We start from the raw sequence: 14638 nt of genomic DNA, 5'->3' as shown, positions 1-14638 counted from the left end.
GGCGCTTCTCCCGACGGCCAACAGCGGATTCCGTGCGGCTGGGCCCGGTTCGTCCTGCACCGGCGCCTCGGGTCGTCAGCCGGACGTCGGGGTGAACCGGCCCGCCCGGCCGTCACCCGTCGCCGTCGCCGCGGCGGCCTCCTGAACGCCGCAGGTGATCACCGCGCACGTGAACGCGATCAGCGGGGCGCTCCAGCCCCACGAGGCGAGTGCGATCACCGGCAGGACGGGCACCAGGTGAGCAGCGGAGACGGCGAACGCCGCGCGCGCCCAACCCCTCCCCGGACGGTGCGCGGTCACCCGGTGGCGCCACCAGAGCAAGGCTGCCACCGCCGCGACGGCGGCCATCACGGCAGCACCCGTCCGGGCCATTGCGGCATCGGTCGCACCGTCGGGGTCGAGTGCGGCCGGATCGGGTGCATGCACGCTCAGCGCGACCACGGTCCAGCCGACGGCCGCGGCACCCATCAGGAAAGCCAGGACCTGCGCCCGCGATCCGGCCCAAGTCGCCGCAGAACGTGTGATGTTCGATTCCATAGCTCATCCTAGCCACCACGCGCACGCAGCCCGGACCCGGCATGGGACCGGCGACCTTTGAGGGCGAGGCAGCCGGGACCGCTACCCTGCGGGGGTGACCGAGAAGATGATCAACCGCTATCGCCTGGCGGTGGAGCCGCTGTTGGGGCCGGGCGAGGAGTTGCTGGACGTGGCGAAGGTGGTCCCGGTGGCCGGGGTCGGGGCGATGGGCGCAGACCTGGTGCCGTTCGGGTCGGCGCTCGCGCGGATCGGTGCGGTATCCGGGGGAGGAGCGAGCATGGCGGCCGCATTTCCCGCCGAGGCTGCCTTGGGGAAGGCCGGGCTGCTGACGGTCACCGACCACCGGGTCCCCCGCCGCCCCGGCATCTGACCAGACGCCATGTACGACACCGGCTCCGGAGTCAACCTTCGGAGGACTCCGGAGCCGACCGCCTAGCGGGCCGCGAGCCCGTAGCCGCCGACGGCGGCGTAGACGGTGTCGGCGACGTGGCGCGGGGCCGAGTCCGTGGTCGTGGTGAGCGGCGGTTCGTTGCCGTTGGCGTCGCGCATGTTGAGGGTGGTGGAGCCGCCGCCGTCCATGTTGATCGCGTCGACGAGGTCGAGCGACTTCAGCAGCCGGGCGAACTCGCTGCGGGTGGCGCCTTCGGCGAGCCCGGTGCCACCGCCCTTCCGGCCCTCGACCGTGACGAGGTAGAGGTGGCCGTAACCGTCCGCCCCGGCGGCCGTGCGCCAGGTGCGCCTGTCGATGTCGGTCGCCGGCTGGTAGACGAGCGCGGTGTCGCGGATCAGGACGTCGCCGCCGTCGGTGGCGTACAGCGCCGGGTCGATCGGCTGCTCGACGGCGCCGGCGGGGGCGCGGCCGAACCAGGTGTCGGCGAGGGTGTCGCCGAACCGCGTGTCGGTGATCACCGTGTGCTCGGCGACGGACCTGCCGGCGCAGGCGTTGTCCCAGAGCCAGGTGGCGCCGTCGCCGGTGCCCTGGAGGGCGCGTCCGCCGGGCGGCACGTCGTGGCCGCCGCGCGGGGCGTCGCTGACGATCCCGCCGGGGGCGGCGCCGGGGCGGAAGCAGGCCGTGGCCGTGCCCGCCGGGTCGAACAGCACCTCGACGCCCGGGTCGTCGTCGGTGGTGGTGTCCTTCAGGAAGTCCGGCGACGGGGTCTTCGCCCCCCACTCGGGGGTGAACTCGACGATCTCCGACGGGTTGAAGCAGACGCCCTCGACGACCTTCACGGTCTTGTCGGCGGGGTCGGGGTTGCGCAGGCAGTGGGCTTGGCGGCCGGGGAGGCGGTTGATGCCGTCGATCCTGCGGCTCACGGTGGGGTCGTCGGAGAGCTGCACGGTGAGCTTGGTGGCGAGCTCGGTGATGTACGGGCGGCCGTTCTGCAGCATCAGCACGGAGCCCGCCGGGCGCAGGACGGCCTTCGCGCCGGTGGGGGCGTCGGCCGGGAGCGGGACGAGGCGGCCGCCGGCGGCCTCGCTGAGCAGGCGGCCCTTCTTGATCGAGACGCCGCCGAGGTCGCCGAGGAAGATCTGGCCGGCCGGGTCCGGCTTCAGGGTCACGCCGGTGTCGAAGTAGCCGCCGTTGATGCCGACGAACGGGCGGCGACTGGCCACACCGGTGGTCTGTTCGAGCATCTCCTGGACGGTCTGCGTGGTGTACATGCCGTCGCCGATGGAGCCGTTGAAGGTGATCGGGGCGCGGGCCGGGTCGATGTCCACCACGTTGACGGTCCAGGACCGGTCGGCGTCCTGGTAGACCGTGCGGGTGATGCCCGGGAAGGGGGTGGTGCGGGCGCCCTGGGCGAGGGTGATGGAGCCCAGCGCGATGTCGGTGTCGGCGGCGCCGGCCAGGCCGCCGCCGGGGGCGGCGAGCACGGAGGCCGCGAGGCCGAGGATCGTGGCGGTGCGGACGGCTGCGGTGCGCTTCATGACAGTCCTCCTCGGTCAGCAGAAGTCGGTGGCGGGGCGGCCGCCGGAGGCGGTGACCAGGCGGTCGGAGCTGAGCGTGCCGGCGTACGGCGCGGGCACGAAGGTGCTGTCGCCGCTGAGGACGACGAACGCCCGGTAGGTGGAGCCGCCGGCGCTCCAGCTGCCGCTCAGGTCCGGGTTCGGGTAGAAGCACGCGTGCTTGCCGGTGTGGTTGAAGACGGAGACCGCCCGACCGTTCCAATCGGCGCCGTAGCCGCGAACCTCGTTCTCGGTGAGGGCGGTCATCGCACCGCGTCCGCTCTCCTCGGCGAACAGGCAGAGCTGTCCGGTCGCGCAGCGCTCGTAGCCGGTGAAGCAGCCGGCCTTGGACTTGGCGCCCTTGAACGAGGTGACCTTGCCGTCCAGCCGGGTGCCGAGCTCGGCGAGGTTGGCCTGGCCGCCGGGGCGGACGGCTTGCACGGTGCCGCCGTACGACGCGTCCGCGTAGAAGCAGGCCCAGTACGACGACTGGTTGTCGACCGAGCGGGCCCGGTCGTTCCAGGAGGCGTCGAGGCCCTGGACCGGGACGGTCGGGTCGGCGGCCAGCGCGGCGCCCTGGCCGCCGACCTGGTCGTAGAGGCAGAAGCTGCCGGCGGCGCAGCTGCTGGTCCAGCTCGCGGCGGTCGCTCGGGTGCCGGGCAGAAAAGCGATGACGAGCGCCACGAGCGTCATGCCCAGGACGGCACGCGGAAGGTATTGCCGCACGGCGGTTATTCCCATAGATGAAAATCCTTGATCGGGCTGGTTTCGGATCCGCGATGAAATCGGGATCGGGAGTCCTCGGGAAAGCGCGACGGACGCCGCCGCGTCCCGCTTCTCAAAGCTATCAGCGACCTCGCCGAAGATCGGCCGGCTGCTGCCCGTACCGGCTCGCGTTGAGCTGTCTCACCGCTCTGACCTGCCGTTTGGGACAGTGCATGGCGGTGGATTTGAGACACCATCAGTCATGCCTGATGGCCTGCCATGCCAGCGGCCGCGTCCTCGACCTTCGCCGTAGGCGGTGCACGGAGCGATCCGGCGCGCGACAAAGTCCGCACGGCGCCGGCTGATCTTTCCGTCGTACTGGTTGTGGTGCGAATATGCGAGGGGCCGCTGCCGGGTCTCTGATGCCGTTCTGTTGTGCCCTGGTTTTGACGGGAATTCGATGGCCGCGGTCCTCGGCTTCCCTGGACCCGGTTCCAACCTCGACGAGTCGGCGTGCCGCCTGCCGGCCACCGGAACGCCGGGCGCGCCGATGGTAAAGGCGAACCCCGGACCGGCCCCCTGGCTGCAGGCCTGTTCGCTCGGGCTCTTAACATCATTTCGCATTATTCGACGGACGCTGATGCCTGCCCGAATGGTCCTGTGCCGCCGTCCGACGCCCAGCCCGACACAACGGCTCCAACGCACGGCGACGGTGCCGCGCATCGAGGAGGAACGTCCATGCAAGCCCGGAAGATCGGCGCGGCCGCCGCGACAGCGGTGGCGCTTCTGGCTGCCCGCGACCTCATCCAGAAGAGGCACGCACTGCTCCGGAACTTCCCGGTGATCGGGCATGCCCGGTACCTGTTGGAGACGATCGGGCCGGAGCTGCGGCAGTACATCGTGACCTCCAACGAGGAGGAGCGCCCGTTCAGCCGTGACCAGCGCACCTGGATCTACGCGTCGGCGAAGGAGGAGAACAACTACTTCGGGTTCGGCACCGAGGTCGACGTCGAGCACGTCCAGGGGCACGCCTACCTGAAGCAGCGCACGTTCGCCGGCGCCCTGCCCGACGCGCACGACCCGCAGGCTCCCCTGCCCTCGGCCAAGGTGCTGGGCGGGCCGCGCGGGCGCGCCAAGGCGTTCCGGCCGGCGAGCGTGGTGAACATCTCGGCGATGAGCTTCGGATCGCTCTCCGGTGCGGCCATCACGGCACTCAACAAGGGCGCGGCGCTGGCCGGTGCGATGCACAACACGGGCGAGGGAGGCCTCTCGCCGTACCACCGCAACGGCGGTGACCTCGTCCTCCAGCTCGGCACGGCGTACTTCGGCTGCCGCAACGAGGACGGCAGCTTCAACCTCGACAAGCTCAAGGACGTCGTCGCCAGTGCCCCGGTCAAGGCGATAGAGATCAAGCTCTCCCAGGGTGCCAAGCCGGGGTTGGGCGGGATGCTGCCGGGCGCGAAGGTGACCCCGGAGATCGCCGGGATCCGCGGCATCCCGGTCGGCAAGGACTGCGCCTCCCCGTCGCGGCACACCGCGTTCGGCGACGTCGACTCGATGCTCGACTTCGTCGAGCTGCTCGCCACCGAGACCGGTCTGCCGGTCGGGGTCAAGAGCGCGGTCGGGGAGATGGACTTCTGGCAGGAGCTGGCCACGCTGATGGCGCGCGGTGACCGCGGCGTCGACTTCGTGACCATCGACGGCGGCGAGGGCGGCACCGGGGCGGCACCGCGGATGTTCGCCGACTCGGTGTCGCTGCCGTTCCGGATGGGCTTCTCCCGGGTCTACGGCACCTTCGCCGAGCTGGGGCTGACCGACGACCTGACCTTCATCGGCTCCGGCAAGCTCGGCCTGCCCGAGAACGCCGCGGTCGCGTTCGCCCTGGGCGTCGACATGATCAACGTGGCCCGTGAGGCGATGCTGTCGATCGGCTGCATCCAGGCGCAGAAGTGCCACACCGACAAGTGCCCCACCGGCATCGCCACCCAGAACCCGTGGCTGGCCCGCGGCCTCGACCCGGCCTCGAAGGCCACCCGGGCCGCGGTCTACCTGCGCACCCTGCGCAAGGAGCTGATGAAGGTCTCGGCGGCCGTCGGAGTCGCCCACCCGGCGCTCATCACGGCCGACGACATCGAGATCATGAACGGCGACTACGAGGCCCGCACCCTGGCCGGCGTCTACGGCTACAAGGAGGGCTGGGGGCGGCTCGGCCCGCACCTGGCCGACGAGATCACGGCACTTCTCACCGCCCAGGCGGCCTCCGTGCAGAAGCGCTCATGACGCGGTCGGTCAACTGGGACGGCTCAAAGGGCTGGACCTTCGGTGGCAACGTCAGGTTCCTCCAAGGCCGTTGATCTCCCACTGACTTCCCGGCGACTTCGCGCTGACTTCCCGTGCCCCGGTGCACCCTTCGGAGCCGGAGCCGGTCACCGACCGGGTCCGTACCCCGGGTCCGGACCCGGGGTACGGGGAGTCGAGCGTTGCCGTCCGCGGCGCAGTCCTGGGGTGTGAGACCCTACGGACGGGAGTCGCAGGAGGCGTCGTACGCCGGAAGTGATGGGGGCGGAATGGGATCTGGGGGAGCTGTGGAGGTGGGGCTGGATCCGGTGGAGGCTGCTGGTCGCCTCCTGGAGAAGATGCGGCAGGGAAACGCGTACGCCCGAAGGAGGAAGAAGCGTTTTCGGCTGGCCTCCTCGGCGTTGAAGGTGCTGACGCTCTCGCTGTCCGCCACCTCGACGATCATCCTCGGTCTGCAGAGCCTGAACTTCTGGGCCGGTCTGGCCTTCGCGCTGGTGGCAGTGGTCACACTGCTGGGGGCCGTCGAGTCGTTCTTCAACTGGAGGTCGCGCTGGGTGTTGATGGAGGAGACGCAGTACCGGTTCCATCGTCTCGCTGATGAGCTGGAGCACCTCATCGCCTCAACGTCCGCCGCCGATCTCACCCACGCTCGGCTCCAGTCTCTCTTCGACCAGTACCAGGGTGTCTGGGCGGACCTGAGTGACGGCTGGCTCCGGGAGCGGCGCGGGCCTGTCATCTCCTCCGGGAGTCAGTGAGTCATTCGCGCTCTGCGTCAGCGATCGGCGCCAGGGTCCAACCACTGTCGCGTGGTCGAGGGTTGAGGTTCGCTGTCAGGGGCGCGGCGCCCGCTGACGGCGGTGGCCGAGTCCGGGTCAGAGCGCCAGGCCGTGCTCCTGGAGCGCCAGGCGCAGCGCGCGGATGGCGTAGAAGCAGCGGGACTTGACGGTTCCTTCGGGGGTGTCGAGCAGTTCGGCGGTCTCGGCGAGCGAGCGGTGGTTGAAGTAGATCTCTCGTCGGCCGGCCGGCCGCCGATGTCGGCACCGGCCGGAGCGACCGGGCGGCGCAGGGCGCCCATCAGGGCGGCCCGGAGCAGCGAACCGGCCCGCTCCCGGTCACCGTCCGTGAGCCTGAGGGCCTGCGGATACGCCGCAGCGGCGTGCCGCGCGTACAACTCGCGCACCAGCCGCTCCTGAGCATGCTTCATCAGCCTGACAATCCTCCGGGGCAGCGGTGGGAGCACCCGGCCGCGCCGCCTCCCATTCGACGTCCCCCCGCCTTACGGACGGGCCGGGCGTCCGGTCCAGCGTGATCCGCGCCACAGTCTCGCCACCTCGCTCGCGCCACCGGCCCGGGGCCGTCCGTCCGGAATCCAGTACCCTCCTCGCGTGAGTCTGACAATCGGTTGAACGGCTCTCTTTCCAGGTCAAGGGCGAACAGACGGGGCAGGACAGCGGCCAGCATGCGGAAGACCATGACGGAATCCCCCTCCGCGTCGCTGTTCGGACGTGACGCGGAGCTGGCTCGGCTCGCGGAGTTGCTGACGCAGGCCCGCCGGGGGTACGGCGAGGCGGTGCTGATCGAGGGCGAGCCCGGGAGCGGCAAGACCACCCTCGTCCAGGCACTGGAGGCGCACGCGCTCGCGGCCGGCTTCGCCGTCGTACGCGGCTGCTGCGACGAGGCCGCCGGCGAGTTCCCGCTGCTGCCCGTGCTCGACGCGCTGGGCGTCCACCGCCATGGCGAGGACGCCGCCCGCGCGGAGATCCGCCGGCTGCTGCGGACCGGCGCGGGGGCGAACCAGGACGCCATCCCGGCCCTGATCGAGCGTCTGCTGGGCCTGGTCGAGACGGCCTGCGGAGAACACCCGGTGCTGCTCTTCATCGACGACCTCCAGTGGGTGGACGACGCCACCGCCGTCTGGTGGCAGCGGCTCGCCCGGCACGCCGACCAACTGCCGCTGCTGCTGGTCGGGGCGGTGCGCAGCCGGACGGTCGGCGCCGCCGTCGAGGCCCTGCGCCGCGGCCACACCCGGCGCCAGGGCCCGCTGCTGCGCCTCGGCCTGCTGGACGCCGCCGCGTTGACCGCGCTCGCCGAGCACCACCTCGGCGCGCCCCCCGGCCCGAGGCTGACCCAGCTGCTGACGGGCACGGGCGGCAGCCCGCTGTGCGCCGTCGAGTTCCTCGGCCACGTCGGACGCGAGGGCCTCCTGCGGCCCGCCGCGGACGGCAGCCGGGCGGTCGACCTCGCCGCCGAGCTGGTCGGTGCCACGCTGGCCGGAGCGGTCCGCAACCGCATCAGCCATCTCGGCCCCGAGGACCACGAGTTCCTGCAGACCCTCAGCGTGCTCGGACCGGAGTTCGGCACCGACGAGGCGCTGGCCGTCCTGGACGGCTCGGCCCGGGAGCTGGCTCCGAGGTTCACCGGCGCACAGGCGCTCGGACTGATCGGCCTCCACGGCGGCACGACCGCGTTCCGCAACCCGCTGCTCCAGGAGCGGCTGTACGAGGACATCCCGCTCGCGCTCAGGGCGTCCCTGCACACCAGGGCCGCCGAGCGGCTGGAAGCCGCGGACGCCCCCCTCGACCGCGTGCTGCGGCAGCTGGCCAAGGCCGCCGCCTCGTCGGACTCCTGGGCGCCGCAAGGCAGTTGGTCGCGAACCTGGCTGCACGAGCACAGTGAGGCACTGGTCAACCGGGCTCCCGCCGTCGCCGTCGAGCTGCTCTCGCCGCTGCTCGACCCGGCGGCTCCGGACGGCCGGCTGTACCTGGCGGTGGTGAACGCCCTGCACCGGGTCCACCGGCCCGAGCAGGTGTCGGTGCTCTGCCGGCAACTGCTGGCGTCCGACGCCGACCCCGCCACGGTCGGCGAGGCCAGCTTCCACCTGGCGATCCACCTGCACGTTTCGGGGCGCCTCGCGGAGTCGGTCGACGTCATCGAGCAGGCCCTCGCGCGCGGTGACATCCCGCCGCGGTGGCTCGCCACCCTGCACGCCCAGCGCGGACCGATCGAGCACCACCTGGGACGGCCCGAGGCGGCGCAGCGCCACCTCGACCGGGCGATCGAGCTCGGCCGGTCCTGCGAGGCCTGGTTCGCGGTCGGCCTGGCCAACTGGTTCAGCGCGTACTTCGCGGAGTCGGTGGACCCGCACCTCGCGCTGCAACGGATCGAGGACGCCATCGACGCGCTGCGCCGGGACCCGTCGGAGCGCTACACGCTGGTCATCGCGCTGTCGGGACGGCTCCGCGCGCTCCGCACCCTGGACCGGGCCGCGGACATCGAGGACACCGTCGACTCACTGCGCCGGACGACCGAGCACAGCGGCGGGGTCACCCCGCTCACCACCACGGTCGACCTGGCGAAGCTCCGCTTCCAGCAGGGCCGCTGGGACGAGGCGACGGCGGAGATCGACCATCTCGCCGACCAGGACACGGCCGAGCACTGGCTGCTCTTCGAGGTGCACGCGATGCTGGCCGCGATCGCGGCCCACCGGGGCGACGACGCGGCGCTGCGGCGCCACCTGGACCTCTGCGCCGACCGGCCGACCGGTGAGTTCGACTTCGACACCCGGCAGTTGCTGGCGCTGGCCACTGCGGTGGCGGCGGACCGGGCGGGCGATCGGAGCCGGGCGACCGCAGCCCTGCTGGAGTGCCTGGACCCGGAGCGGATCCGTCAGCAGGGGATGCGCTTCCACTGGCTGCCGTACCTGGTCCGCTTCGCGCTGGCCGCGGGAGACCGTACCACCGCCGCCCACGCCGCCGGGGTCTGCCGTACGGAGGCCGAGCGCGCTCCGATCGCCTACTGGCAGCAGGCCGCCGCACACTGCGAGGCCCTGCTCGCGGGCGACGCCGTCGCCCTGCTGGACGTGGCCGCGTACTACCAGCGCACCGCGCGTCCGCTGGAGCACGCCCAGACCCTGCAGGACGCGGCGCGCACCTTCACCGCGTCCGGCGAGCACCGGCAGGCCGAGGACACGGCGGCCCGCGCCGCCGCCGAGTGCCGCCGGCTCGGGGTCCCGTACGGGGCGGACGGCCCGAGCGTCCGGCGCGAGTGGGGCTGGGAGTCGCTGACCGCCACCGAGCAACGGATCGCCCGGATGGCCGCGCAGGCGATGTCCAACCCCGGCATCGCGGCGGAGCTCAACCTGCCGCGGCGCACGGTGCAGACCCACGTCTCGCGGATCCTCACCAAACTCCGGCTGCGCTCCCGGGTCGAGATCCCGCACCACATCCCGGCGGACCCGGCCGACCGCTGGTAGTGCCCGTCAGGCCGGGGATTCCTCCCGGCGCGCGAGTTCCTGGGCGATGGCGACCCGCGAGGTGGCGCCGAGTTTGCCCAGGATGCCGGAGACGTGGGTCTGCACCGTCCGCGCGGAGACGCCCAGCCGTTCCGCGATCCGCGGATTGGACAGGCCGCGGCCCGCCAGGTGGGCCACCGTCAGCTCGGCCGGAGTCAGCGCCTCCCAGCCGGCCGCCGCGCGCCTGCGGCCCGTCCGGCGCCGGGTCACCGCCTCGACGCCCGCCGCGCGCAACCGCTGCTCGGCCCGGCGGGCCTCCGCCGCAGCGCCCAGGTCCCGGTACAGCTGGAGGGCCTCGGCGAGGGTCAGCCGGGCCGACGCGGTCTGCCCGGTGGCCGCCCGGACCGCGGCCAGGTCCTCCAGCACCCAGGCCAGCTGCGTGTGCCGCCCGGCGGACCGGAAGTACTCGGCCACCGCGCACAGCCGCGCGTCGTCCGCCGCGACCAGCGCCTCGCACCAGGCCAGCACCCACACCCGGTGCGGAAGAGGCTGTGCGGCCGCCGAGTCCCGGGCGAAGCCGACGAACCGCTCGGCCAGTTCGAGGTGGCCGCAGTCCAGCGCGTAGCGCACCGCCCGGGGACACCAGACCAGCCGGTACGCCGCTCCCGAAGCGCGTCCGGCGGACAGTTCCCCCTCCAACGCCCGCAGGGCGCGGGCGGAGTCACCCGCCCGCTCGGCCGCGATCGCCTCGGCGGCCCGCAGCAGCGTCGCGGTACGCCCGACGGCCCGGGCCCCCGCCACCTGCTGAGCCAGCCGCAGCTGCGCCGCCGCGGCCTCCGGCTGCGCGCAGACCGCCTGCTGGACGGCGTATGCGCAGTGCGCGCTCAGCATGGGCTGCGGCTCGTCGGGGCGGCACAGTTCGGCGAGTTCGCCCCCGGCGAGGTCCCAGGCGCCATTGCGCAGGTGCAGCGCGAATCCGGCGACCGCCGTCCACCGGGAGTCGTGGGTGCGCGACTGCGCGGCCGACGCCCTGGCCCGGGCCTGCGCGGCGTCCGACTGCACCAGACTGTCCAACTCGCCCAGCAGATCGGCGAGTTCGGAGAGCACCACCGCGCGCAGCTCCGGCCGGCCGTCCCCGGGACCGGACAGCACGTCGTCGGCCTGCGACAGCAGCGCGAGCGCCCGCTCGCCGTCGCCCACCGCCCGCGCCGCGACGGCCCGGCACAGCATCAGCCCGCCCGAGGCCCACGGGTCGCCGGACGCGCGCACCAGGGCGTCGGCGGTGGCCTCGGCGTCGGCGAGCCGGTCCTGGACGGGCTCGCCGAGCACCACGAGCGAGTAGACCAGGCAGGCGGCCAGCCGCGCCCGCAACACAGCCGGCACACCGTCCCTGGCGAGCTGCTCCTCGCACAGTCGGCCGGCCTCGACGTGGCCGCCGACCAGGTGCAGGCTGCGGGCGAGGTCCCACGCCACCTCGGCCGTCAGCACCGGGTCGGCCGTCGAGGCGACGATGTTCCGGGCCAGTTCCAGCGCCTGGTCGTACCGGCGGGTGCGGAGCATCGCCCGGGCGAGCGCGGCCTGCAGCACCTTGGCCCGGTCGTCCAGGTGCCCGTCGCCCGCCGCCGCGCGCAGCACCGGCACGGCGAGCTCGGGGGCCTGCTCGACCAGGACGGAGGCATGCCGGCGAACCCAGCCGACCGCCCAGCCGTCCAGCACCGGCCCGGCCTGATCCAGCTGTTCGGCGACCCGCACCGGTTCGGCACCGGACTCGGCGAGCCGGCGCGCCGTCTCCACGTGCATCGACCAGCGCAGCACGTCCGGAACACTCTCCCGGATGCCGCGCCACAGCATCGGGTGCCGGAAGGCCAGACCGTCCTCGGACCCGGCCAGCAGCCCCGCCGACACGGCCTCCCGCACCGCGCCCACCAGCTCGGTCGTGGACTGCCCGGTGACCGCCGCGAGATCCGCCATCCGGGCCCGCCGCCCGAGCAGCGCCGCCTCCCGCACGGCCATGGCCGCCCCCGGCGACAGCTCGGCCAGCCGGAGCTCGGCCAGCTCGGTGAACGCAGGCACCGCCCCGGCCTCGGCGAGCTCCACCGTCGCTCCGCCACGGCGCAGCCCGCCCTGGCGGTCCAGCACGTCGAGGAGTTCCAGCAGGTAGCCGGGGTTGCCGCCGGCCTGCGCCAGCAGCCTGGTCAGGCTCTCGCCGGCCGCCGCGCCCAGCCGGTGGCCGGCCAGCGCCGTGACGGCCTGCGGCGGCAACGGTCCCAGCTCGATCGCGTCGCCGGCCAGTCGGGCGGCCGAGACCAGCGACTCGACCGGCCGGGACCACAGCCCGTGCCGTACCCCGGCCACCAGCAGCAGCGGCAGGTCCTCGGCGACGCGCGCCAGTCGGCGCCAGAGCGCGACGGAAGCGTCGTCCAGCCACTGGGCGTCGTCGATCACCAGTGCCAGCGGGCCCCGGGCACACTGCTCCTCGACCGCCTCCAGCAGCAGGCCGCTGGTGGCGGCGAGCGACACCGCGCCACCGGCGGCGCGAGTCAGCTCGGCCAGGTCGGGGCTGGAGCGGTAGAGTGCCCGGCCGGTCCCGGTACGACACTCCAGGAAGGGCAGCAGCGGCAACCGTCGCCCGAGCTCGTCCGCCGCGCCGCGCCAGACCGGCACGCCCGTCCGGGCCGGCTCGGCCAGACAGGACGACACCAGGCTGGTCACGCCGGCCCCGACCTCACCGGTGACGAGCACGGCGCCACCGGCACCGGCCAGCGCCCGGGCCACCCGCCTGCGCAGGTCGGCCGTTTCGCGCTCCCGGCCGAACAACGCCGGGGCCGTGCGCGCCACGCCCTCGCGGCGTGCCGACTCGATCGTGGGCAGGGTGAGAACGGCGTCCAAACAGAACTCCTCGGCGGTACGGCGGAGCCTCGGCGAGGCCGGCCGAACCCGTCCACGCTGCTCCCGGCCCTCATCCTCGGATGAGCGGCACCCGGCCGGCATCCGGGGAAACACGTAATCGGGCCGAACCCGACGGACTACGTGTGCGCCGCCGGAGCAGACCCCGGTCGCCGCCCGGGTCCCGGGCCCGACCGGCGGGAGGATGAACCGGGGGCCGCGGCGGTACGTCAAGACTGGGGCGTACGCCGAGCCGGCCGAGGCTCGGCTGCCCTCTTCTCAGGAGCGAATCGCCGTGACGACCTACTCACCGGACCCCGCGGACTCCGCCACCGGCCGGTACCGCTCAGCGCGGGACGTGCTGGTACGGATGACCGGGGACCACCGGACCGCGCTGGAGGAGTTCCACTGGCCGGTGTTCGACGGACGGTTCAACTGGGCGGTCGACTGGTTCGACGTCCTTGCCCGGGGCAACCACCGGACCGCGCTGTGGATCGTGGAGGAGGACGGCAGCGAGGCGAAGTACACCTTCGACGAGCTGGCCCGACGCTCCGACCAGGTCGCCCACTGGCTGGCCGGGCAGGGCGTGCGGCAGGGGGACCGGGTGCTGCTCATGCTGGGCAACCAGGTCGAGCTGTGGGAGAGCATGCTCGCGGTGATGAAGCTCGGTGCGGTGATCATGCCCACCACCACCGCACTGGGCGGTGCCGACCTTGCCGACCGCATCGAGCGCGGCGGCGCCCGCCACGTGCTGGCCAACACCGCCGACACCGCCAAGTTCGCTCCGGTGCCAGGCGATTGGACCCGTATGGCGATCGGCGAGGCGGCACCCGGCTGGGCGTCGTACGCCGACGCGTACCGGATCGAGGACCCGGCGCCGTTCCGGGCGGTGACCGCGCCGGACGACCCGCTGCTGGTCTACTTCACCTCCGGCACCACCAGCCGCCCCAAGCTGGTCGAGCACACCCAGACCTCCTACCCGGTCGGCCACCTGACCACCATGTACTGGATCGGCCTGCGACCTGGCGACGTGCACCTCAACATCAGCTCCCCGGGCTGGGCCAAGCACGCCTGGAGCTGCTTCTTCGCGCCGTGGATCGCCGAGGCGACGATCTTCGTCCACAACTACTCGCGCTTCGACGCGGCCCGGCTGCTGGAGCACCTGCGCCGGGCGGAGGTCACCACCTTCTGCGCGCCGCCGACCGTCTGGCGGATGCTGATCCAGACCGACCTGTCCGCCGGACCGGGCGCGCTGCGCGAGCTGGTCGCGGCCGGCGAGCCGCTCAACCCCGAGGTGATCGCCCGGATCGAGCGCGCCTGGGGTCTGACCATCCGCGACGGCTTCGGGCAGACCGAGACCACCCTGCTGGTCGGCAACACGCCCGGCTCCCCGCTCAAGCCCGGCTCGATGGGCCGCCCGCTGCCCGGCGTCCCCGTCCTGCTCGTCGACCCCGTCACCGGCGAGCCGGGCGACGAGGGCGAGCTCTGCCTCGACCTTGCCCGGCAGCCCGTCAACCTGATGACCGGCTACCTCGGCGACCCCGACCGCAACGCCGAGGTCACCGCCGGCGGGTACTACCGCACCGGCGACCTCGCGGTCCGCGACGACGAGGGGTACATCACGTACATCGGCCGCAGCGACGACGTCTTCAAGGCCTCCGACTACAAGGTCTCGCCGTTCGAGCTGGAGAGCGTGCTCATCGAACACCCGGCGGTGGCAGAGGCCGCCGTCGTCCCCGCGCCCGACCCGATCCGGCTCGCCGTCCCGAAGGCGTACATCGCCCTCGCCCCGGGCTGGGCGCCCGGCCGTGACACCGCCCTGGCCATCCTGCGCCACGCCCGCGAACACCTCCCGCCGTACCTCCGCGTCCGCCGGGTCGAGTTCCACCCGCTGCCCAAGACCATCTCCGGCAAGATCCGCCGCGTCGAGCTGCGCGAGCGCGAGCAGGACGACACCGCGCACGAGCAGGAGTGGCGCGACGACCAGTTCCCCGAGCTGCGGGCCTGAACCTGTCGGCCTTACGGCACGTGAGG

General features: G+C 73.1%; 10 protein-coding genes. 5 read left to right on the top strand and 5 right to left on the bottom strand.

Annotated elements, in window-relative coordinates:
* Positions 1–75: 75 nt before the first annotated feature.
* A complete protein-coding gene (locus ACWCXH_RS01155) occupies positions 76–468 on the bottom strand; it encodes a hypothetical protein (protein WP_449799203.1) in 393 nt (130 codons plus the stop codon).
* Between the two features lie 163 nt (positions 469–631).
* Between ACWCXH_RS01155 and ACWCXH_RS01150 the strand changes: the two genes are divergently transcribed.
* Positions 632–907: a hypothetical protein gene (locus ACWCXH_RS01150; protein WP_449799202.1), complete on the top strand. Its 276-nt coding sequence runs from the start codon at positions 632–634 to the stop codon at positions 905–907.
* A 62-nt stretch (positions 908–969) separates the two neighbouring features.
* On the opposite strand, the gene ACWCXH_RS01145 is transcribed toward ACWCXH_RS01150, so the two are convergent.
* Positions 970–2466 carry a phosphodiester glycosidase family protein gene (locus tag ACWCXH_RS01145; RefSeq protein ID WP_449799201.1) on the bottom strand — a complete coding sequence of 499 codons (1497 nt, stop codon included), beginning with the start codon at positions 2464–2466 and terminating at the stop codon, positions 970–972.
* Positions 2467–2481: 15 nt separating this feature from the next.
* Positions 2482–3225, bottom strand: a complete 744-nt coding sequence (locus tag ACWCXH_RS01140; RefSeq protein WP_449799200.1) for a peptidase inhibitor family I36 protein — start codon at positions 3223–3225, stop codon at positions 2482–2484.
* Between the two features lie 702 nt (positions 3226–3927).
* Here ACWCXH_RS01140 and ACWCXH_RS01135 point away from each other — a divergent pair.
* Together ACWCXH_RS01135 and ACWCXH_RS01130 are read left to right on the top strand one after the other, a co-directional pair.
* Positions 3928–5469 carry an FMN-binding glutamate synthase family protein gene (locus ACWCXH_RS01135; RefSeq protein ID WP_449799199.1) on the top strand — a complete coding sequence of 514 codons (1542 nt, stop codon included), beginning with the start codon at positions 3928–3930 and terminating at the stop codon, positions 5467–5469.
* 311 nt (positions 5470–5780) lie between these two features.
* On the top strand, positions 5781–6242 hold the full coding sequence (locus ACWCXH_RS01130; protein ID WP_449799198.1) for a DUF4231 domain-containing protein: 462 nt from the start codon (positions 5781–5783) through the stop codon (positions 6240–6242).
* A 117-nt stretch (positions 6243–6359) separates the two neighbouring features.
* Here ACWCXH_RS01130 and ACWCXH_RS01125 read toward each other — a convergent pair whose 3' ends face one another.
* A complete protein-coding gene (locus ACWCXH_RS01125; RefSeq protein ID WP_449799358.1) occupies positions 6360–6494 on the bottom strand; it encodes a sigma factor-like helix-turn-helix DNA-binding protein in 135 nt (44 codons plus the stop codon).
* A gap of 464 nt (positions 6495–6958) precedes the next feature.
* Between ACWCXH_RS01125 and ACWCXH_RS01120 the strand changes: the two genes are divergently transcribed.
* Positions 6959–9739, top strand: coding sequence for an ATP-binding protein (locus tag ACWCXH_RS01120; RefSeq protein ID WP_449799197.1), 2781 nt, complete (start codon positions 6959–6961; stop codon positions 9737–9739).
* Between the two features lie 6 nt (positions 9740–9745).
* On the opposite strand, the gene ACWCXH_RS01115 is transcribed toward ACWCXH_RS01120, so the two are convergent.
* On the bottom strand, positions 9746–12607 hold the full coding sequence (locus tag ACWCXH_RS01115) for an ATP-binding protein (RefSeq protein ID WP_449799196.1): 2862 nt from the start codon (positions 12605–12607) through the stop codon (positions 9746–9748).
* A 367-nt stretch (positions 12608–12974) separates the two neighbouring features.
* On the opposite strand from ACWCXH_RS01115, the gene ACWCXH_RS01110 reads away from it, so the two are divergent.
* Positions 12975–14612 carry an AMP-binding protein gene (locus tag ACWCXH_RS01110; RefSeq protein WP_449799357.1) on the top strand — a complete coding sequence of 546 codons (1638 nt, stop codon included), beginning with the start codon at positions 12975–12977 and terminating at the stop codon, positions 14610–14612.
* The last annotated feature ends 26 nt before the right edge of the window (positions 14613–14638 follow it).

Source organism: Kitasatospora sp. NPDC001660 (assembly GCF_053596725.1).
Note: the sequence above shows the minus strand (reverse complement) of the source record. Positions and strands in the feature narration are given on the sequence as shown.

Bases quoted from the DNA above. Each gene is read 5' to 3' on its own strand.
- ACWCXH_RS01120 (WP_449799197.1), top strand. From the start codon at position 6,959: ATGACGGAATCCCCCTCCGCGTCGCTGTTCGGACGTGACGCGGAGCTG.
- ACWCXH_RS01155 (WP_449799203.1), bottom strand. From the start codon at position 468: ATGGGTGCCGCGGCCGTCGGCTGGACCGTGGTCGCGCTGAGCGTGCAT.
- ACWCXH_RS01110 (WP_449799357.1), top strand. From the start codon at position 12,975: ATGACCGGGGACCACCGGACCGCGCTGGAGGAGTTCCACTGGCCGGTG.
- ACWCXH_RS01135 (WP_449799199.1), top strand. From the start codon at position 3,928: ATGCAAGCCCGGAAGATCGGCGCGGCCGCCGCGACAGCGGTGGCGCTT.
- ACWCXH_RS01140 (WP_449799200.1), bottom strand. From the start codon at position 3,225: ATGGGAATAACCGCCGTGCGGCAATACCTTCCGCGTGCCGTCCTGGGC.
- ACWCXH_RS01145 (WP_449799201.1), bottom strand. From the start codon at position 2,466: ATGAAGCGCACCGCAGCCGTCCGCACCGCCACGATCCTCGGCCTCGCG.